This is a genomic window from Streptomyces sp. NPDC047453 (assembly GCF_040643155.1).
Lineage (GTDB): Bacteria > Actinomycetota > Actinomycetes > Streptomycetales > Streptomycetaceae > Streptomyces.
Genome location: NZ_JBEYTS010000003.1, coordinates 97717 through 118027 on the forward strand (window position 1 = coordinate 97717; position 20311 = coordinate 118027).

The window sequence follows — 20311 nt, forward strand, 5'->3', positions numbered from 1 at the left end:
GCCGGCCGGAAGGGATCGCTCACCCGCACGGAGCCGGGTGAGCGCCCGACACCCAGGCGAAACCAGTTGCATCGAGCATCTGTATGACGAGCGTGTGCCACCGGGGCGGTGGCGGTCAACGCGGACGTCACCCGGTTGCTACCGTGACCCGCTCGTTCCGGCCGCACTTTGCTCCCGGAACATTGCGGAAAGGGCCTCGCACCAGGGGCGGAGCGCCGGGAACCGGACAACGGCGAAGACTTCTCCAATGTCCGCGAACGGGGCCGCGCCGACCCGTGCGACCCGGCTCGCGGGCGGTCCCGGACGGGGCACGCCGCAGGGCCCGCGGCACCTCCGGCGCCGTACCAGCGAAAGGCCCCACGCGCCAGTCGAGTTGCCCCGAATGCCTGAAGTGCGAATCGGACCTATCGTGCTGTCATGGAGCACGAGCTGAGTCCCTCGATCCTCACCGAGCTGCGGCGTCCGCGCCCCTACCCGGCGGTGTCGGTGCTGACGCCGACACACCGCCGCGAGCCCGACAACGCACAGGATCCGGTCCGGCTGCGCAACGTCGTGGCCGAGGCCAAGCGGCAGCTGGAGACCAACCCCCAGGTCACCCGGGAGCAACGCAACGACGTCGTCCGGCAGCTCGACCAGGCCCTCGCCGAGGTGGACCTGACGTACGCCGAGGACGGACTGGCGATCTTCGCCGCCCCGGGCGAGCACCAGGTGTGGTCGCTGACCCGTACCGTTCCGGAGCGCGTGGTCCTCTCGGACACCTTCCTGACCCGCAACCTGGTCTCCGCGCGGACCGCCGAGCGCCCGTTCTGGATACTGTCCGTCTCCGCGGACCGCGTGACGCTGTGGAGCGGCGGCGTCGACCGCGTCACGGAGGACCACACCGGCGGCTTCCCGCTGACCAGGAAACTCGTCGAGAACTTCGACGCCGAGCGCCGGATGCAGATCGGCGACGCGCCGAGCACGTTCCGGGACCAGAGCACCCGCCAGTTCCTGCGGGAGGCGGACGGCGCGATGAGCGCGGTCCTGCGCGAGCATCCGCGCCGGCTGTACATCACCGGCGAGCCGGCCGCGCTGTCCGCCCTGGAGGAGGTCGGCAGCGTCGCCAAGTGCGCGGTGCCCGTCCAGCACGGCGGTCTGGCGCACGCCACCCCCGAGGCCGTCTGGCGGGCGATCGGGCCCGTGCACGGCGAGGAGACGCGGGGCGACACCGAGGCGGTGGCCCGGGAACTGGAGGGGGCCCGCGGACGCAAGGAGTACGCGGCCGGTGTCGACGAGGTCTGGCAGACCGCGCGGGAGGGCCGGATCCGGCTGCTGGCCGTCGAGGAGAACTACCGCGTGACGGTGCGCGACTCCGCCGGCGGCCATCTGGTTCCGGCGGAGAGCGAGGAGCCGGGCGCCCGCGAGGACATCGTGGACGAGATCGTCGAGCAGTGCCTGGAGACGGGCGCCGACGTGCGCTTCGTCCCCGACGGCACCCTGGGCGACGCGCAGGGGATCGCCGGGGTGCTGCGCTACTGACGCCGGCGCGGGCACGGCCGCGCCGGGCACCGGGGCCCCTCCGGGGAGGCCCGGCGGCGCCCGGCGCGGCGGGCCGCCGGGTCAGACCGTGCCGAAGAGGGCGCTCAGACCGCGGTCGACGGCAGTGGCGAGGTCCTCCTGGCCGGACGGGACCACCGCGTAGCTGCGCAGCAGGAAGCGGCGCAACGCCGGTGTGTCGAACTGGAGCAGGGCCAGGCCGGCGGGCGAGTGCAGCTCCAGCACGGTACGGGACCCTCCGCACGGCCACAGGTGCACGTCCCCGGCCCCGGCCTGCCCTTCGAGCCCTTCCTCCAGCAGGGCGCGGGCGAAGGTCCACGAGACCGCCTCGCCGTCGAGGGAGGCCTCGGGCGGGAAGTCGACGTGCACGGCCAGCGGGTCGGTGGAGGCGTAGCGCAGGGTGGCGGGCACGGGGAGTTCCCGCCCGTCCGCGGTGATCAGGCGGGCGCGGGCGGACTGCTCGAGAGTGGTGTCCATGGTCGGTCTCCCCTGCGGATCGTCAGCTCGGCCGGTTGTGCCGTTGTCCTTAGGAGCCCGAAGGGGCCGTTCGCATTACGCATGAGCCCCCACCAATCCATGTGACCTGCGTCACTTCTTCGGTGATCGGCGGCAGGCAGCCCGCCGGGAGGGAACACACGACCGTAGAACACACGCTTGAATCACGCTTGAATATCCGGGCGCCGCCTCCGAACGACCGCCAAATCGCGTACGTCGCCTACGCCTTGGCCACCGGGACGGCTACACCAAAAGTGCCGGTCAGCCGCCCGGGGAAGACTGTGACATATGCCGGATGCACCCTCGCATCGCGTCTTGCCAAATCCCTTACGGGGCGCCGCCGGCTGTGCAACAGTCGTAGCGGTCCCTCCCGCCGCCTCGGCCCTACCGTCCCCGCATCGGAGTGCGCCATGCCGCCCCACGTGTCCGCGGACCGCTCCCCCGCCCAGCCACCAGGGTGCGGACCGGTCGACGCGCTGATATCGCAGGCGCGCCGGCTCAGGGGCGAGGTGGACGCCGTACGGCGGGACGCACAGGGCGACGCCTCGGATCCGCGGGGCCGGTGGGAGCGTGCGCTGTGCGACCTGGCGCTGCGTCAACTCAGCGATTTGGATGAGCACTTGGCGCAGTTACGGGACGGCCCGGAACCGGTGCACACGGCACCGGCGGCCGAGGTCGGCACACCGGCCGCCCCACCGCGCGGTCCGCTGCTCAGCCGGGTCGGCAGCGCCGAGTGGAACCTGCTGACGGACGAGGCCGCCTGGTCGGGCGAGTTGTACCTGATCCTCGGCCGCGACCCCGCCGTTCCCCCGCTCACCCTCGACGAACTGCCCTCCGTGGTGCTGGACGAGGACCGGCCCCGGCTGACCGCCATGGTCACCGACTGCCTGGTCGACGCCAAGCCGATCGACGGGGAGTTCCGCATCGTGCGGCCCGACGGAGCCGTCCGCGCGGTGCACATGATGGGCGAGCCCGTGCTCGACGCAGACGGCGGCACCGCCTCGATGTGGGCGGTGCTGCGGGACGTCAGCGAACTGCGGCTCAGTCAGTCGGCGGTGCGCGAGACCCGTGACTCGCTGCACCGCCACCGGCGTCGCACGCAGACCGAGCACCGGCTCGCGGTCGAGCCGCAGGGAGCCGCGCTCCCCCCGTGGCGCGGCTCCCTGCGGCTCCCGCCCCGGGGCCGCCCGAAGCTCGACCTGGCCGCCCACCACCTGCCGTCCTCCACCGGCACGCCGATCGGGGCCGACTGGTACGACGCGCTGGAACTGGCCGACGGCGACACCCTGCTCAGCGTCGGCGGACTCACCGGCCGCGGGCCGGGCCTGACCTCGGGCACGGCGATGCTGCTGGGTTCCCTGCGCGGCATGGCGATGGCGGGGGCCCGGCCGGGACAGCTGATGACCTGGCTCGACCAACTGCTGGACGCCACCGTGCAGCCGGCCCTGGGCAGCGCCGTCTGCTGCCGCTACCGGCCCGCCACCCGCACCCTGACCTGGGCGCGGGCAGGACACCCCGCCCCGCTGCTGTTCCGCGGCGGGACGGGGCGGATCCTGGACGCCCCGGACGGCGTCCTGCTCGGCGCCGCCTCGGGAACCTCCTACGGGCAGGCCGAGGAGACCCTGGAGACGGGCGACCTGCTCCTGCTGCACACCGACGGACTGGTGCCGCGACGGGAGTCCGCGCGCTCCGGCGCAGCCGAGCGTGAGGGAAGGACGGCCACCGCACACCGCCTGCTCGACCTGGCCCCGCGGTTCACCGCGGCGCGCCGCGCGCAGGAGTGCGTACGGACGGTCGTGGAGGAGTTCGGCGGAACCGGGCGCGAGGACGACGCCTGCGTACTGGTCGCCCGAGTGACGTCGTAGCCCGCGTACGGAACCGGGACCCTACGCCGGTGCGCTGCCCGTGTTCCTGCCCTTCGGCTTGGGCAGGGCCAGCCGGATCTCCTCCCGCAACTCGCCGACCTTCGGATAGGTGGCGTACTCGGCGGTGAGCCGGTACATCTCGCGCAGCCGGTCCCAGGTGCGGCGAGAGGAGTTCGATCCCATCGCCATCAGGGCCAACCGTGCGTACCGGTCCGCCTGTTCGGGGTCGTTCGCGATGAAGCAGGCGGAGGCCATGGACAGATGGTCGAAGATCTTCGACCGCTCGCGTCCGTCGACCCGCAGGGACAGGGCCTTCTCCGCGTAGTGCTGGGCGTGCGCGGCCGCGTTCGGGTCGTGCTCCGCCAGCGTGCGGTACGCGAGCGCCGTCATCCCGTACAGATCCTCGTCCTTGAAGGTCTGCATCCAGTCGAGCGGCTCCGCGTCGCCGGTTTCGGAGACGAAGAGGTCCTCCGCCTGTCCGAGGGTGCGGCGCATCGCCTGGCCCTTGCCCATTGAGGCCTGGGCCCAGGCCTCGATGGTGTGGAACATCGCCTTGGTGCGCGGCTGGAGGCGGTCACCCGAGCCGGAGTGGGCGAGCTTCATCAGGTCCAGCGCGTCGTCGGGCCGGCCCAGGTGCACCATCTGGCGCGCCGCGCGGGACAGCGCCTCCCCGGCGCGCGGCCGGTCGCCGCCCTCCCTGGCGGCATGGGCGGCGATGACGAAGTACTTCTGGGCGGTGGGTTCCAGGCCGACGTCGTGGGACATCCAGCCGGCGAGGACGGAGAGGTTGGCGGCGACGCCCCACAGACGCCGCTGGAGGTGGGATGGGTGGCGGTAGGCGAGCATGCCGCCCACCTCGTTGAGCTGGCCGACCACCGCCTTGCGTTGCAGCCCGCCGCCACGGGCGGCGTCCCAGGCTCGGAACACCTCCACCGAGCGTTCGAGTTCCTCGATCTCCTGCGACCCGATGGGGGCGGCGTCGTAGCGGTCGAACCCAGCGGGGTCGGCGTGCAGGGGATGGTCGAGGGCGGGAGTGTCTGCCTTGAGTGTCGGATCGGATTGCAGCCAGTCGTGCATGGCGCTGCTGAGTGCGGAGCCCGCGGCGAGCGCGGCGCCCGCGCCCACCAAGCCGCGTCGGTTGAGCATGAGGTCCATTCCCGTGAATTCGGTGAGGACCGCGGCGGTGCGCTCGGGCGCCCACGGCACTCCGTCGGGATGTTCCGCACTCCCGTCGCCCTGCCGTTTCCCTGTACGCCCGTGCCGCACCAGACCGAGGTCCTCGATGGTCACGACACGGCCGAGACGCTCGGTGAACAGGGCTGCCAGCACTCGCGGTACGGGATCGCGCGGGATCTCTCCCATGTCGATCCAGCGCCGCACCCGAGAGGTGTCGGTCGCCAGCTGGGGGTGGCCCATGGCCGCCGCCTGCCGGTTGACCAGCCTCGCGAGTTCCCCTTTGGACCAGCCGGCCAGGCCGAACAGGTCCGCGAGACGGGTGTTGGGTTGTCCTGTCACGTCAAGCCCCCAGGTACTCGGCTGAGTTGACAGTAGACCCGCCGCGACTTGCCGGGCGACTATTCGCCAGGGTTCGCCAGGGTGCGCCACATGGTGTGCCAGTGCGCACCGGGTGTCAGGTAGGAACGCGCCACCCCGACCCGGTCGCCGAGGGACATTCCCCAGGGTGCACCCGGGCGCCCGGGCCGGGAGCGCGCTGAAGCATCAGGCACACGAAGGGATCGGTCCCGCCACATGTATGCAGCATCGTCCTCCGTGTCCGCCCCGCCCCGGTCGCTGCGTGCCCGCCCGGGCACCGGCGGCCCCCACCTCGACCCCCTTCGTCCGGCGGCCCCCGGACTCGGTGCCGGCCGGACGCGGCACGCCGTGGGGCCCGGCACACAACCGTTGAGCGGGAGACTCGACCTGTCCGGCCCGCAGGGCGCGCAACTGCGCACGGCGATCGCCTCGGTGCACCGGATCTGCCCGGAGTTCTCTCCGGTGCAGGTGCTGCGCCGCAGCGGCCGGTCCGTGCTCCTGGTCGGCACCATCGGGCGCAACACGGCTGTCGCCAAGTGCTTACTCGACCACTCCCCGGCGTGGGCGGAGCGCTACCGGCACGAAATAGCCGCATACCGCTCGTTCGTCCGGCATCGGCCCCCGGTCCGGGTGCCCCGGCTGATCGCGGCGGACCCGGACAACTGCACGCTGGTGATCGAACGGACGCCGGGACGGGTGGCCGCTCTGCAACGGCACCCGGCGGAGGCCCCGCCCCGGGCGGACATCGGGGCTGCCCTGGGCGCGATCTGCCGGCTGAACGCCTGGCGGCCGCCGGCGGGCACGTTCGACGCCCCGCTGGACTACGCCGCCCGCATCTCCCGGTACCACGAGCTGGGTCTGCTCACCGACCGGGACCTGGGTGACCTGCAGAAGCTGCTGCACGGCATCGCGCACGCCGCGGGCCGGCAGGGCATGGGCCAGTTCTGCCACGGCGACGCGCTGCTCGCGAACGTCCTGCTCTCCCCGGCCGGTCCCGTGCTGGTGGACTGGGAGCACGCGGGCTGGTACCTGCCGGGCTACGACCTGGCGACGCTGTGGTCGGTGCTCGGGGACGCGCCGCTGGCACGGCGGCAGATCAGCCAGATCGCCCAGTCGGCGGGCCCGGCCACGCGGGACGCGTTCCTGGTGAACCTGATGCTCGTGCTCACCCGGGAGATCCGCACCTACGAGACGGCCGTGCAGCGCTCCATGCACGATACGGCCCCGGCGGCACCGGGCACGGCCCACCCGGGTGCCGCGCCGTCCGGCGAGGAACAGCGGCTGCTGCTGCGGCGGCTCCACGACGACTGCCAACTGGCCCGCCGGGCCGTACGCGCAGCCGTCGGCACTCGCTGACGGGGACAACGGTCCGCGGGCACCCATCGACCCGGTGCCCGCGGTCCTTTGTCATGCCCTGACATCTCCGCGGGCCGCCCCCTTCGCCCCCTCCCATGCCCGGGTCTCGTTCAGCTCTTTCGGAGTAGCGGCCGCAGGGGTCATTGGTGTAAGCCACTGACGCCGCGCAGGCCTTGGGGGCGCCGTGCCGAAACTCGCCGAGATGCCGCTTGACATGGGAAATCGCCTTGCTGTGCGCATGATTGACGGATCGTCGGACAGCCGGTACCACTGATCCACGCCGGCCCCGCACGCCCCGCTACGCCCGAGCGCCCCAGGAGGCTGCATTGCGAGGATCCGCCATCGACCCCCGACCCCTGCCGAGACGCAGAAGCACGCGCAGCGCGGCGGGAGTCGTCGCCTCGGCGGCGCTGCTGCTGCCGCTGCTGGGCGGCACCCCGTCCGCGGGCGCCGCCACGGACGACACCGGCAGGTTGCAGCGGGCGTTCGCATCCGCGTCCGCCGAGTACCACGTACCGCTCAGCGTCCTGCTGGGCGTGTCCTATCTGCAGTCGCGCTGGGACGGGCACGACGGCGCCCCGAGCGTGACCGGCGGCTACGGGCCGATGCACCTGACCGACGCGCGCACCGCGCTCGCCGAGGCCCCGCACCACGGCGAGGGCACGGAGGACGCACGCGGGGACGACGCGCGGGCGGCTCTGCACCCCGAGGCGAAGGTGCCGGCGGACTCGGCCCTGCCCGCCCGGCTGAAGACGCTGCCCGAGGCGGCCGAGCTGACCGGGATCCCCGCCGGGCGGCTGCGTGCGGACGAGTCGGCGAACATCGCGGGCGGCGCGGCCCTGCTGGCGGCCGCCCAGAAGAAGCTCGGCGAGCCGCTGAGCGCGGATCCGGCTGCCTGGTACGGCGCGGTGGCCCGGTTCTCCGGCGCGGACGACAGCGCGACGGCGGCGGCCTACGCCGACGATGTGTACAACGTGATCCGCTCCGGTGAGCGGCGCACCACCGATACGGGCCAGCGGGTCGTCCTGGCCGCGCGGCCCGGCGTTGCCCCCCGCACCGCCCAGCTGGCGCGGACGGCCCTGCCGCACCGCTCAGCGAAGGGTACGGAGTGCCCGGCCTCGGTGTCCTGCGAGTGGATCCCGGCGCCGTACGAGGAGTTCGGCGGTGACGACTACGGCAACCACGACCTGGGCGACCGGCCGAAGGCGCAGTCCATCCGGTACATCGTCATCCACGACACGGAGGGCCGCTGGGACGGCGTCCTCAACCTGATCCAGGACCCCACCTATGTGTCCTGGAACTACACGCTGCGCTCCACCGACGGGCACATCGCCCAGCACGTGAAGGCCAAGGACGTGGCCTGGCACGCGGGCAACTGGTACATCAACGCCAAGTCGATCGGCCTGGAGCACGAAGGTTTCCTCGCCTCGCCGGACGCCTGGTACACGGAGGCGATGTACCGGTCCTCGGCGCGGCTGGTGAAGTACCTCGCGAACAAGTACGGCATCCCGCTGGACCGGCAGCACATCCTCGGCCACGACACCGTACCGGGACCGACCACCTCGAACATCCCGGGCATGCACACCGACCCGGGCCCGTACTGGGACTGGCGGCACTACTTCAAGCTGCTGGGCCGCCCGTTCCACCCGTCCGCGGGCAAGAACGGCGGCCTGGTGACGATCCGCCCCGACTACGCGGCGAACCGGCCCGAGTACACGGGCTGCGTCACCAGCGGCGGGCCGTGCGCGGCGCACGGCTCCAGCGAGGTGCGGCTGTACTCGCAGCCCGCCACCTCCTCGCCGCTGATCAAGGACATCGGCCTCAGGCCGGACGGCAGCCCGTCGACGATCGACGTGAACGACGTGGCCTCGCGGGTGGAGACCGGGCAGCAGTACGCGGTCGCCGACCGGCGGGGCGACTGGACGGCGATCTGGTACCTGGGCCAGAAGGCCTGGTTCCAGAACCCGGCGAAGAAGCCGGCGGCGGTGAACGCGGCCGGCACGGTGGTGACGCCGAAGGCCGGGCTGGACAGCGTGCCGGTGTACGGCAGGGCCTACCCGGAGAAGGGGGCCTATCCGGCGGGCGTGCCCGTCCAGGCGGTGTCGCCGCTGCCGTACAAGCTGCTCGCGGGCCAGAAGTACGTGGTGGGCGACCTGCAGCCGGGTGAGTACTACTACTCGGCCACCTTCACCACGGAGTCGCACCGGGTGGTGGTCGGCAAGGACATGTACTACCAGATCCAGTTCGGCCACCGGGTGGCGTTCGTGCGGGCCGAGGACGTGCGGGTGGAGCCGTCGTCCCGGTAGCGGGCCGAGGTCGTCCGCCGTACGAGAACGTGAGGGGGCCGGTCCCGTGGAGCCGGCCCTTTCGCGTGGCGCCCGGTCAGCCCTGCTGGAACAGCTCGGCGGGCAGCGGCTTGAGCAGGGCGTACAGGTCGTCGGTGATCGGCCGGTCCCAGGCGGCGATGGTGACCAGGACGCCGTCGCTGCGGTCGAACTGCACGCAGGAGATACGGCTCTCGGAGAGCTTGAGCCGGCGCACGATCAGGAGGTTGTCGCCCTGGAGCACGGGCATGTCCTCGCTGCCGACGACGGTGACCTCCTCGTCGTTCTCCAGGGCCAGCAGCAGCTGCGCCACCTCGAAGGGCACCTCGCCCTCGGCGACCTCGCGGGCGACCGAGCCCTCGGGCAGATTGCCGATGATCATCGCGGTGCCGCGGCCGCCGAACAGGTCGTAACGCAGGAACACGCCCTGGCAGGTGCCGTCTGGCGCGGGCAGCAGACCGGCGCCCAGGTTGCCGGGCCAGTCGCCCGGGTCCATGGCCAGGACGTCGAAGTCGGGCCCGGCGGGCGTGGCGTTACGGCGGCGGAGGAACGACATGCCGCCATGGTACGTGCCCCGGCCTGTCACGTGGCGTGAGGGAGGCCACCGACCGGGGGTGGAATCACCCGGTGCCGTGCACGCGGCGGCGCGCGTGGTGGCGGCCCGCCTCCGCCGGCCGTCGGCACTGGTCGGGAAGGCGATCAGCGACACGGGCGGGCCCCACCGCGTGGGCGGTGTGAGCGAGCCCCACCGCGTCCGCGGTGCGGCCCGCCTCCTCGGTCCGGTGCCGTGTGGGCGGGACGTGGGTGCGGGCGGCGGGCGGGTCGGTGCCGGCGCCGCTCGGCGGGCCGGGTCGCACGGAGTGAGCGAGGAAGCCGCGCGGCGGGAGTGAGGAGTGGGGGGTCGGCGGCGCGGGCGGGTGCCTCGGCGCTCGGTTCGGTGCCGGCGGCCGGTCGGCGGGGTGCCACGCCGACCGTCGTGGCGGAGGTGGTCGGGGCGAGGCCCGGAGCGAACCGCCGCGCGTCCCGGCCCGGCGAGTCCGGCCTCGTCCCGACGGCAGGGGAGCCGGTCGCCGTGACCAGGCGGTGTCGCCGTCACCCCGTCCCGCGGCGACGGCGACGGCGACATCGCCCGAACACGGGAGCCTGCCACACCTCCTGGTCCCCCCTCGACCGCGACCGCGCCATCACCTTGCGTCAGGAACCTGTCGTACTCCCCGGTGACCAGCGCCACCCCCACCAGCCGTCGCCCGAGCAGCCGTCGTCACTCCTCTGGCGGTGACGGGGGGATCACCGCGATCGGGCTCGCCGCGTGCAGCAGGACGGCCTGGGTGACGGAGCCCATCATGCGGGCCGGTGCCAGCAGGCGCCGGCGGTGGCGCCCGACCACGACCAGTTCGGCGTCGCGGGAGGCGGCGACCAGCAGGCCGGCCGCGTCGCCGGGCGCCACGTGGGGCTCGGCGAGCACGTCGGGGTGGCGGGCGCGGTGCGGGGTGAGGAAGCCCTCGGTCAGCGTCCGGGTCTCGTTCTCCACGGCGCCCTGGTCGACCATGAGCGTGGTGACTTCCGCCGGGGCCGCCCAGGCCGGGGGCGGCCACGGGTAGGCGGCGACCACCTGGAGCCGGGCCCCGCGCAGGGCGGCCTCCGTGAAGGCGAAGTCGAGCAAGGCCTCGTCGGGGCTGTCGACGTTGACGCCGACGACCACCCGCGGCCCCGGGCCGGCCGCCGTCTCACCGTGGACCTCGCGGCCGGGCCGGGGCACCACGACGACCGGGCACTCGGCGTCGCGGGCCGCGGCCAGGCTGCTGGAGCCGAGCAGCAGGCTGGCGAAGCCGCCGCGCCCTCGCGAGCCGAGTACCAACAGCTGTGCGCCGGCGGCGAGTTCGGGCAGCAGCGCGCTCGGAAACCCATCAAGACCGGCGTACTCGACCTCCGTCCCGGAGGTGCGCTCGCCCAGGTGGGCGCGTGCCTGCTCGAGCACCGGATCCCCGTCGTCGCCGGGCGGTCCGGCGACGAGGACGTCGGGCTGGGTCAGGGCCGCGTACTGACGGACGTGGACCGCCCGCAGGGGCGCCCCGCGCCGCCGGGCGGCGTCGAGGGCCCAGTCCAGGGCGCGCAGGCTGTCGTCGGAGCCGTCGACGGCGGCGACGACCGGTGGGGTGCTCATGAGTTCCTCTCCTCCGGATGGCGACCTCCCCGCTGGCCCGGCGTCACTCGGCCGCCGGCCCCAGCGGGGCTTTCAAGGTCCCCTGTCCCCGAACACGAGGGGAAACACCCCTGCCCGCGTCCGGTCAGGTGAGATCGAACTCCCCGTGCCGCGCACCTGACATGAACGCGCCCCACTCCGCGGGGGTGAAGATCAGGGAGGGGCTTTCCGGGCTGCCGCCGTTGCGCATCGCGATGAATCCCTCGACGAAGGCGATCTGGACATCTCCCAGCCCGCCGCTGCTGGACTGCCACTGCGCGCCGCTGAGATCCAGTTCCGGCTTGTCCCATCCCGCGAGCGGGTGCTGCTGGACAGTTGTCTCGGCCACGTCCGTGCTCCTCCCCAATCGTCGTCCGCGGGTCAGCCTAGCCATCGAGTCCCGGCGTCAACAGGCCACGTGAGGGGGACTTTTCAGGAGGGGCGTCAGGCCGCGTCGGGGAGCCGTGCGCGGATGTGCAGATGGCCGTCGAGCGGGTAGTCGGGCGGTGCCGCCGGCAGGATCCCGGCCTGCTCGTAGCCGCATTTCCGCGCGACCCGGCAGGAGGCCGTGTTGTCCACCTGGTGCAACAGCTCCAGCCGGGTCAGCCCCCGTCCGCGAACCTGGCGAAGGCCCAGTCGGTCAGGGCCAGCAGGGCCCGGGGTGCCACTCCCCTGCCGCGCGCGTGCGCCGCGGTCCAGTAGCCCACCTCGGCGGACGGGACGCCGGGGCGGACGCCCTTGACGACGGCGTGGCCCACCAACCGCTCGCGTGCCTCGGGCCCCTCCCGGCCCTCGGGGCCCTGGGCCTCCAGGACGGCGAACGCGAAGCGTTCCCCCGTCTCCCAGTCCCGTTGCCGCTCCCGGATCCACCGGGCCGCGCCGGTCTCGTCGTCCACGGCCGGACCGCCCCAGCGGCGCAGCGTCTCGTCCCGGTACGCCCCCACCAGGTCGACGGCGTCCGCAGCGCGCCAGGGGCGCAGGGTCAGCGCGGGAACGCCGGGGGCGGCCTCCGCAGACGGGTACGCCGTCACCGCGCGCCGAACCGGTCGCGCAGTTCCCTCTTGAGGATCTTCCCGCTGGCGTTGCGCGGCAGTGCGTCCACGAAGATCACTTTCTTGGGGGTCTTGAACGACGCCAGCTTCTCACGGGCGTGGGCGATCAGGTCGGCCTCGGTGACCTCGCCGCAGGGGACGACGAACGCGGTGACGGCCTCGATCCACCGCTCGTCGGGAAGGCCGACCACGGCCGCCTCGGCGACCCGCGGGTGCGCGTACAGGACGTCCTCGACCTGGCGCGAAGCCACCAGTACGCCACCGGAGTTGATGACGTCCTTCACCCGGTCGACGACCGTGTAGTAGCCGTGCGGGTCGCGCACGGCGAGGTCGCCCGAGCGGAACCAGCCCTCGCGGAACGCCTCCGCGGTCTCCTCGGGCCTCTCCCAGTAGCCCTGGCACAACTGCGGTGAGCGGTAGACGACTTCGCCGGGTGTGCCGTCAGGGACGTCCTTGCCGTCCTCGTCGACGACGCGGGCGTCCACGAAGAGCACCGGCCGGCCGCAGGAGTCCATGCGGCCCTTGTGCTCGTCGGGTCCGAGCACCATGGCCAGGGGGCCGATCTCGCTCTGGCCGAAGCAGTTGTAGAAGGCGAGTTCCGGCAGGCGTTCCCGGAGGCGCTCCAGGACCGGCACCGGCATGATCGACGCGCCGTAGTACGCCTTGCGCAGTCCGCCGAGGTCGCGGGTGGCGAAGTCGGGGCGGTTGGCCAGCCCGATCCAGACCGTGGGCGGGGCGAACAGGCTGTCCGCGCGTCCGGCCTCGACCAGGTCGAGGATCCGGTCGCCGTCGGGCGCGTCGAGGACGATGTTCGTCGCGCCCACGGCGAGGTACGGCAGCAGGAACACGTGCATCTGCGCCGAGTGGTACAGGGGCAGCGCGTGGACGGGGCGGTCCCCCGCGCCGAGGTCGAGCGCGGTGATCGCGCTCAGGTACTCGTGGACCAGCGCCCGGTGGGTCATCATCGCGCCCTTGGGCAGGGCGGTGGTGCCCGAGGTGTACAGCAGTTGCACGAGGTCCTCGGAGCGCGGCTCGGGGCCGTCGTAGGGCGGTGTGGACGGCAGCCGGGCGAGCAGCGAGTCCCCGGCGTCACGCAGGGGCAACACCCTTGCGACGTCCGGGAGTCGTCCGGACAGGTCCGGGTCGGTGAGGACCAGGGAGCTGCCCGACTGGCCGACGATGTAGGCGAGTTCGTCGCCGGTGAGGCTCTGGTTGACGGGCACGTGCACCAGGCCCGCTCGGGCGCAGGCGAGGAAGCCGATCAGGTAGGCGTCCGAGTTGTGGCCGTAGGCGCCGACCCGGTCGCCGGGGGCGAGGCCCTGGCCGAGCAGGACGTTCGCCGCGCGGGAGACGGCGTCGTCGAGTTCGGCGTACGTCCAGGAGCGCTCGCCGTACTCGACGGCGACGCGTGCCGGGGTGCGGCGAGCGCTGCGCCGCAGGACTCCGTCGACCGTGCTGCCGTGTCCAGGCGTCATGACAGATGATCCTGGGTCCGGCGCGGCAGGAGGTCAAGAACCTCCGTGAGACCGTACACGCGAATCGAGTTGACATGTCGTCAGATCTCATCAAGGGCGCACGCACCGTTGACACAGCCCCCGCCTGACACGAAAGTTTCACCGCACACGACCATCCCCGAAAGATACTTTCAGACGGTGGGCGGGAGGCCTCATGACGACCGACGGCGCGGCAGGCAGAGCGGCAGGCGGACTGACACGCCGCCAACTGGGCTTGGGAACACTGGCGTTGGGTGGTGCTTTCGCGCTCGCGGCCCTGCCCGCGGGCCCGGCCGCCGCCGCGCCGGCGAACGGCAGCGCCACCCTGCGGCACGGATCCCCCGAGCGGGCCGGTCTGCTCGCCGCCCCGCTGCGCCAACTCGTCGAGGATGCCGAGGCGTTCCTCGGCCCCTCCCCCAAGCACCCCTGGTACGCGGGTGCCGTGCTGCTCGCCGGGCGCGGCGCAACCGTGGCGCTGCACGAGCCGATCGGCATGGCGGTGCGCTACTCGGCGTACGACGAGAAGACCGACACCGCCGTGGAGTTCCCGGCGGAACAGCAGATACCGATGGCCCAGGACACCGTCTTCGACCTGGCCTCGATCTCCAAGCTGTTCACCTCGATGCTCGCGGTGCAGGAACTCGAGCGGGGCACGCTGGAGCTGGAGGGCAAGGTCGCGTCCTACCTCCCGGACTTCGGGCGCGCGGGCAAGCAGGACGTCACCATCCGCCAACTCCTCACCCACACCTCGGGATTCCGCGCCTGGATCCCGCTGTACAACGCGCCGACGTACGAGCGGAAACTGGAACTCGTCTGGAACGAGGCGCCGATCAACCCGCCCGGCACCGCGTACCTGTACTCGGACCTGAACATGATCTCGATGCAGCTGGTCCTGGAGGCGGTCACCGGACGCGCGCTGGACACCCTGCTGCACGAGCGGATCACCGGGCCGCTCGGCCTCGACCGCACCCGCTACAACCCGCCCGCCTCCTGGAAGCCGCGGATCGCGGCCACCGAGGACGCCCGCAAGCCCTGGTCGGGCCTGGACCGCGGTCTGGTGTGGGGCGAGGTGCACGACGAGAACGCCTTCAGCCTCGGTGGTGTGGCGGGGCACGCGGGCGTGTTCTCCTGCGCGTGGGACCTCGCGGTCCTGGGCCGTACGCTGCTCAACGGCGGCGCGTACGGGCGTACCCGCATCCTCCGGCCCGAGTCGGTGGAGCTGATGTTCACCGACTTCAACACCGCCTTCCCCGGCAACGAGCACGGCCTGGGCTTCGAACTCCACCAGCACTGGTACATGGGCGCGATGGCCACTCCGCGCACCGCGGGGCACACCGGCTTCACGGGCACGTCGCTGGTCCTCGACCCGACCACCGACTCGTTCCTGGTCGTCCTCGGCAACTCCGTGCACCCGGTGCGCAACTGGCGCTCCGGCTCCGCTCCGCGCGTCGCCACCGGCAACGACCTGGCACGGGCCGTACCGGTCCGTCCGACGCGGGGCCGCACGGCGTGGTTCTCCGGGATGGCGAACGCCACGACGGCGACTCTGGCCCTCCCCGCGCTCGACACCTCCGCCGGCGGCGCCCGGCTGCGGTGCAACCTGTGGTGGGACACCGAGCCCGGCTCTGACGTGCTCGTCCTGGAGTGCACGACGGACGGGAGCACCACTTGGCAGCCGGTGCCGTTCACCACCACGCACCGGGGCGAGGAGCCGGAGCGGCACCCCACGGGCATCGCCACCGGCTACTCGGGCCGGGTCTGGCACGGGCTCACGGCCGACCTCCCGGCGGCCGGGCGGCTGACCCTGCGCTGGCGGTACACGACCGACCGCCTGTACGTGGGCCGCGGCGCCTACGTCGACGCCCAGCGGGTCGAGACCGGCCGCGCCGTCCTGTTCGACGAGGCGCGCCCGGCGGACTCGGCCCAAATCGAGGCGAAGGGCTGGACGGCCTCCGCGGGCTGACGAGATCGGCACCCGGTCGACTTCGATCAATTCCACCTTTCCCGCACTCGGAAAACCGTCGGCAACGGAAATAGACCAGCACCATTTCCCTTCCTTTCTTTCAGGTTTCTTTCGGATTCCTATCAGCTCCCCACCAGCACGGCAGCGACGGAAATAAAAGCTCTCGAATAAGGGCACCATCCGCACAACGGGCGATAATGTGAATCCGCAACCGGATGGGGGATTCCGGGTTCTGCGATCAGTCGTGGCTGCCTCAGTGACCTCTGTGTCAGGGCCGTTCCATGCCTGATTCACGTGCAACAGCGGTCGCCGACCGCCCCTGCGGGCGCCGGCGACCGTATCGGGGGGTGAGGAACGGTGCAGTCGGACCACGGTGCGAAGGTGCGGCAGGACGACCTTCGGGCCGCGCTCCGCGTCGCGGTACTCACCATGCCGGGCGCGGGGCACGGGTCTTCACCGTGCAGGGGCGCAGGGCGCCGGTCCTCACCATGCCGGGCGCAGGGCGCCGGTCCTCACCATGCCGGGCGCAGGGCGCCGGTCCTCACCGCACCGGGCGCGCGAGGGCGAGGGGTGCGTGTCCTCAGGCGCCCCGCCCTTCGAGCACCGCCATGGCGGCGTTGTGCCCGGGCACTCCGCTGACCCCGCCGCCGCGCACCGCGCCCGCGCCGCACAGCAGCACGTTGGCGTGCCGGGTCTCCACGCCCCAGCGGCCGGTGCCCTCCTGGGCGTACGGCCAGCTCAGCTCCCGGTGGAAGATGTTGCCGCCGGGCAGGCCCAGGTCCCGCTCCAGGTCCAGCGGGGTCTTGGCCTCGATGCAGGGCCGTCCGTCGGCGTCGGTGGCCAGGCAGTCGGCGAGCGGTTCGGCGAGGTGCGCGTCGAGCTGCGCGAGGGTCGACTTCAGCAGCTCCTCGCGTACGGCGTCGTTGTCCCGCGCGAAGAGCCGGGCCGGCGTGTGCAGGCCGAACAGGGTGAGCGTCTGGTAGCCCTGTTCGACCAGGTCGGGGCCGAGGATGGTCGGGTCGGTCAGGGAGTGGCAGTAGATCTCGGAGGGCGGCGCGGCGGGCAGCTCGCCCGCGGCGGCCCGGGCGTGGGCGTCGGCGAGCTGCCGGTACCCCTCGGCGATGTGGAAGGTGCCGGCGAAGGCCTCGCGCGGGTCGACGGTGGTGTCGCGGAGCCCGGGCAGCCGCTTGAGCAGCATGTTCACCTTCAGCTGGGCGCCCTCGGCGGGCTCCGGCGGCTCCTCACCGGTCAGCGTGGCCAGGGCCTGCGGGGAGGCGTTCACCAGCACGTGCCGGGCGCCGACGGTGCCCTCGCCGTCGCGGGTGCGGTACGTGACCTCCGCGGCGCGCCCGTCGCTCGCCACCCGTACCGCCTCGTGGCCGGTGGCGATGACGGCGCCGGCCCGGCGGGCCGCGGCGGCGAGGGCGTCGGTCAGGGCGCCCATGCCGCCGACCGGTACGTCCCAGTCTCCGGTGCCGCCGCCGATCACGTGGTACAGGAAGCAGCGGTTCTGTGCCAGGGACGGGTCGTGGGCGTCGGCGAAGGTGCCGATGAGGGCGTCGGTGAGAACCACGCCGCGCACGAGGTCGTCGGCGAAGCGGTCCTCGACGGCGACGCCGATCGGCTCCTCGAACAGGATCCGCCAGGCCTCCTCGTCGTCGACGCGGCGGCGCAGTTCGTCGCGGGTGGGCAGCGGCTCGGTGAGCGTGGGGAAGACCCGGCGGGCGAGGCGGCCGGTCATGCCGTAGAAGCGCTGCCAGGCCTCCCACTCACGGTCGGAGCCGGTGAGCCGGGCGAACGCCTCGCGGGTGCGTTCCTCGCCGCCGCCCACGAGCAGACCGGTGGGCCGCCCCGCACGCTCGACGGGCGTGTACGAGGAGATCGTGCGGGTGCGCAGCCGGAAGTCCAGGCCCAGGTCCTGGACGATCTTCCGGGGCAGCAGGCTGACCAGGTAGGAGTAGCGGGACAGCCGTGCGTCCACACCGGCGAACGGGCGGGTGGAGACGGCGGCGCCCCCGGTGTGGTCCAGCCGCTCCAGCACGAGCACCGACCGTCCGGCCCGGGCCAGGTAGGCGGCGGCGACCAGTCCGTTGTGCCCTCCGCCGACGATGACGGCGTCGTACGTCCCGTGTCCCTCGCGTGTGCTCATGGTCCTTCGTAACACGCGGTGATCCACTTCGGCCAGGGCTCGGTCGGCCGACGGACCCTAGGGCTCGTCGGCCGCGCGCTGCCCGCGCAGGACGGCGACCCTGCGGTACAGCTCGACGGCTTCCCCACCGCGGCCGAGCTGTTCCAGGCAGTGGGCCTCGTCGGTGCGGCTGGAGAGGGTGTCGGGGTGGCCGGCGCCCAGGACGCGCTCGCGGGCGTCGGCCACGGCGCGGTACTCGGTGAGCGCGTCGGCCCAGCGGCCGAGCCAGCCGAGGCTCACGGCGACCTCGCGGCGGCTGACGAGGGTGTCGGGGTGGTCGGGGCCGAGCGCGCGCCCGCGGATCACGCACACGTCGCGGGACTCGGCGAGGGCCTCCTCCCAGCGGCCGAGCCGGCCGAGGTTGACCCCGAAACCGTGGCGGGCGCGCAGGGTCTCGGGGTGCGTGGGGCCGTGCACCCGGGCGCGGTCGTCGATCAGGGCGCGGTACAGCTGGAGCGCCTCCGCGCTGCGGCCCAGCCGGCCCAGGCTGATGCCGACCTCGTAGCGCGCGGCCAGGGTGTCCGGGTGGTCGGAGCCGAGCGCCCGGGCGCGTGCTTCGGCGACCTCGCGGTAGGTCTCCAGAGCCTCCGCCCACCGCCCCAACTGTCCGAGCGCGTAGGCGACTTCGAACCTGGTGACCAGGGTGTCGGGGTGCTGCGGCCCGAGCACCCGGGCACGGGCGGCGGCGACCTGGCAGGCCATGCGGTAGGAGTCGTCCAGGCGGCCGAGCCGGCTGAGGCTGAAGGCGAGGTTGTGCCGGCAGCGCAGGGTGTCGGGGTGGTCCGGGCCCATGATGCGCTCGCGCGCGGCGAGCACCGCCGTGTACACCTGGTGCGCGTCGAAGTGGCGGCCCAGGCGGCCCAGCACGTACGCCATCTCCTGGCGCACGGCGAGTGTGTCCGGGTGGTCGGAGCCGAGGGCCCTGATGCGCGCCTCGGCCACCTGCTTGTACTCGCGCAGCGCCTCGGCGGCGCGCCCGGTACGGCTGAGGCTGAAGGCGAGTTCGTAGCGGCTGGCGAGGGTGTCGGGGTGGTCGGGGCCGAGGAGGCGGGCGCGCTCGCCGGCGACCGCGCGGTGCGCCTCGCCCGCCTCGTCCCAGCGGCCGAGCCGGCCGAGGCTCAGGCCCGCCTGGTGCCGGTCGGCCAGCGCCCTGACGGCCTCCGGCGGCGGGACGGGCCGCCCGCCGGGCGTCCGCCCGGCCTCCGCGGAGCTGTCGGCGGCGGGACGTGGGGTCCACTCACCGGTCAAGCCGTCCGCCGCGTCCGGGCGGGCGGTGCGCGGTCCTCCCGCCCCTGCCGCCTTGTGACCGGTCGACATGCCCCGCGTCCACGACGGCAGGCGGGCGTCACGACCGGCCGACTCGGACCGGCGGGGCCAGGAGAGCGGGGTGGCCACCGTGGGCGCGTACCGCGGCGCCGCCGTGCGGCCGGCGATAATGCGACGGCTCAACTCGTGTGCGTCATCGGGTCGTTGCTCGGGCAGTTTGGCCAGCAGGTCGAGGACGATCCGCTCCAGGTACTCGGGGAGTTCGGCGCGGTGGCGGCGCGGCGGCTCGGGCATGGTGTCACGGTGGCCGACGAGGATCGCCCAGGCGTCGTCGAAGTCGAACGGCGGTACCCCGGTGGCGAGTTCGTACAGCACACAGCCCAGCGAGTAGAGGTCGCTGCGCTGGTCGACCTCGGTTCCGCCGATCTGTTCCGGCGACATGTAGTGCGGGGTGCCCATGGCGACGCCGGTGCCGGTCAGCCGGGCGGTGAAGCCGATGTCGTGGCCGAGCCGGGCGATGCCGAAGTCGCAGATCTTCACCGTGCCGTCGGGCAGGCGCATGATGTTCGCCGGCTTCAGGTCCCGGTGCACGATGCCCTGTTGATGGGTGTAGGCGAGGGCGGCGGCGACCTGTTCGGCGATCTCGACGATGTCGGGCACGGCCAGGGGCCGGTGGCCGTTGTCCTCCAGCAACTGTCCGAGGTTGCGGCCGTCGAGCATCTCCATCACGAGGTAGAGCACGCCGTCGGACTCGCCGAAGTCGTGGACCACGGTCACCCCGCGGTGCTGGAGCGCGGCGGCCACCCGGGCCTCGCGCCGGAACCGCTCGCGCAGCATGCGGGTGAAGGACGGGTCGTGGTGCCGGCCGAGCGGCTTGAGGCACTTCACCGCGACATGGCGGCCCAGCGACTCGTCCCGCGCCTTCCAGACTTCCCCCATGCCGCCGCGCCCGATCGTGTCGAGCAGCCGGTAACGGCCCTGGATCAGCATGGTCTCCGACATCTCGCGCCGCCCCCGTCGCCGTGTACCCCGCCTCTCCGGGCCGTGCCCGCCGTACG

At 73.0% G+C, this 20311-nt stretch carries 14 protein-coding genes and 1 pseudogene; 5 read left to right on the plus strand and 10 right to left on the minus strand.

Annotated elements, in window-relative coordinates:
• Nucleotides 1-417: 417 nt before the first annotated feature.
• The gene (locus ABZ818_RS04700; protein ID WP_361410778.1) at nucleotides 418-1518 is read left to right on the plus strand and encodes a chemotaxis protein; all 1101 of its coding nucleotides are present in this window, start codon (nucleotides 418-420) and stop codon (nucleotides 1516-1518) included.
• Between the two features lie 81 nt (nucleotides 1519-1599).
• Here the strand turns inward: ABZ818_RS04700 and ABZ818_RS04705 are convergent, their stop codons facing one another.
• Nucleotides 1600-2013: an SsgA family sporulation/cell division regulator gene (locus ABZ818_RS04705; RefSeq protein WP_361410781.1), complete on the minus strand. Its 414-nt coding sequence runs from the start codon at nucleotides 2011-2013 to the stop codon at nucleotides 1600-1602.
• A 428-nt stretch (nucleotides 2014-2441) separates the two neighbouring features.
• On the opposite strand from ABZ818_RS04705, the gene ABZ818_RS04710 reads away from it, so the two are divergent.
• Nucleotides 2442-3896 (plus strand): SpoIIE family protein phosphatase, encoded by a 1455-nt coding sequence (locus ABZ818_RS04710; protein ID WP_361410784.1) that lies wholly within the window; start codon nucleotides 2442-2444, stop codon nucleotides 3894-3896.
• 21 nt (nucleotides 3897-3917) lie between these two features.
• Here ABZ818_RS04710 and ABZ818_RS04715 read toward each other — a convergent pair whose 3' ends face one another.
• A complete protein-coding gene (locus tag ABZ818_RS04715) occupies nucleotides 3918-5411 on the minus strand; it encodes a hypothetical protein (RefSeq protein ID WP_361410787.1) in 1494 nt (497 codons plus the stop codon).
• Between the two features lie 234 nt (nucleotides 5412-5645).
• On the opposite strand from ABZ818_RS04715, the gene ABZ818_RS04720 reads away from it, so the two are divergent.
• Together ABZ818_RS04720 and ABZ818_RS04725 are read left to right on the plus strand one after the other, a co-directional pair.
• Nucleotides 5646-6785 (plus strand): aminoglycoside phosphotransferase family protein, encoded by a 1140-nt coding sequence (locus tag ABZ818_RS04720; RefSeq protein ID WP_361410790.1) that lies wholly within the window; start codon nucleotides 5646-5648, stop codon nucleotides 6783-6785.
• A 326-nt stretch (nucleotides 6786-7111) separates the two neighbouring features.
• Nucleotides 7112-9091 carry a peptidoglycan recognition family protein gene (locus tag ABZ818_RS04725; protein WP_361410793.1) on the plus strand — a complete coding sequence of 660 codons (1980 nt, stop codon included), beginning with the start codon at nucleotides 7112-7114 and terminating at the stop codon, nucleotides 9089-9091.
• 76 nt (nucleotides 9092-9167) lie between these two features.
• On the opposite strand, the gene ABZ818_RS04730 is transcribed toward ABZ818_RS04725, so the two are convergent.
• From ABZ818_RS04730 to ABZ818_RS04755, 6 genes and pseudogenes are all read right to left on the minus strand, one after another.
• On the minus strand, nucleotides 9168-9665 hold the full coding sequence (locus ABZ818_RS04730; protein WP_141364343.1) for a hypothetical protein: 498 nt from the start codon (nucleotides 9663-9665) through the stop codon (nucleotides 9168-9170).
• A gap of 64 nt (nucleotides 9666-9729) precedes the next feature.
• Nucleotides 9730-9966 carry a hypothetical protein gene (locus tag ABZ818_RS04735; protein WP_361410796.1) on the minus strand — a complete coding sequence of 79 codons (237 nt, stop codon included), beginning with the start codon at nucleotides 9964-9966 and terminating at the stop codon, nucleotides 9730-9732.
• A 404-nt stretch (nucleotides 9967-10370) separates the two neighbouring features.
• Complete coding sequence (locus ABZ818_RS04740; protein WP_361410799.1) at nucleotides 10371-11273, minus strand: universal stress protein; 903 nt, start codon at nucleotides 11271-11273, stop codon at nucleotides 10371-10373.
• A 124-nt stretch (nucleotides 11274-11397) separates the two neighbouring features.
• Nucleotides 11398-11640 (minus strand): DUF397 domain-containing protein, encoded by a 243-nt coding sequence (locus ABZ818_RS04745; protein ID WP_361410801.1) that lies wholly within the window; start codon nucleotides 11638-11640, stop codon nucleotides 11398-11400.
• A 95-nt stretch (nucleotides 11641-11735) separates the two neighbouring features.
• Nucleotides 11736-12322, minus strand: a pseudogene (locus ABZ818_RS04750) (GNAT family N-acetyltransferase).
• Nucleotides 12319-13818, minus strand: coding sequence for an acyl-CoA synthetase (locus ABZ818_RS04755; RefSeq protein WP_361410804.1), 1500 nt, complete (start codon nucleotides 13816-13818; stop codon nucleotides 12319-12321). Before ABZ818_RS04755 ends, ABZ818_RS04750 begins: the two are co-directional and overlap by 4 nt.
• Before the next feature lie 193 nt (nucleotides 13819-14011).
• On the opposite strand from ABZ818_RS04755, the gene ABZ818_RS04760 reads away from it, so the two are divergent.
• A complete protein-coding gene (locus ABZ818_RS04760) occupies nucleotides 14012-15799 on the plus strand; it encodes a serine hydrolase (RefSeq protein ID WP_361410807.1) in 1788 nt (595 codons plus the stop codon).
• A gap of 580 nt (nucleotides 15800-16379) precedes the next feature.
• Here ABZ818_RS04760 and ABZ818_RS04765 read toward each other — a convergent pair.
• Together ABZ818_RS04765 and ABZ818_RS04770 are read right to left on the minus strand one after the other, a co-directional pair.
• The gene (locus ABZ818_RS04765; RefSeq protein WP_361410810.1) at nucleotides 16380-17948 is read right to left on the minus strand and encodes an NAD(P)/FAD-dependent oxidoreductase; all 1569 of its coding nucleotides are present in this window, start codon (nucleotides 17946-17948) and stop codon (nucleotides 16380-16382) included.
• Between the two features lie 57 nt (nucleotides 17949-18005).
• Nucleotides 18006-20255, minus strand: coding sequence for a serine/threonine-protein kinase (locus tag ABZ818_RS04770; protein WP_361410812.1), 2250 nt, complete (start codon nucleotides 20253-20255; stop codon nucleotides 18006-18008).
• Nucleotides 20256-20311: the final 56 nt, after the last annotated feature.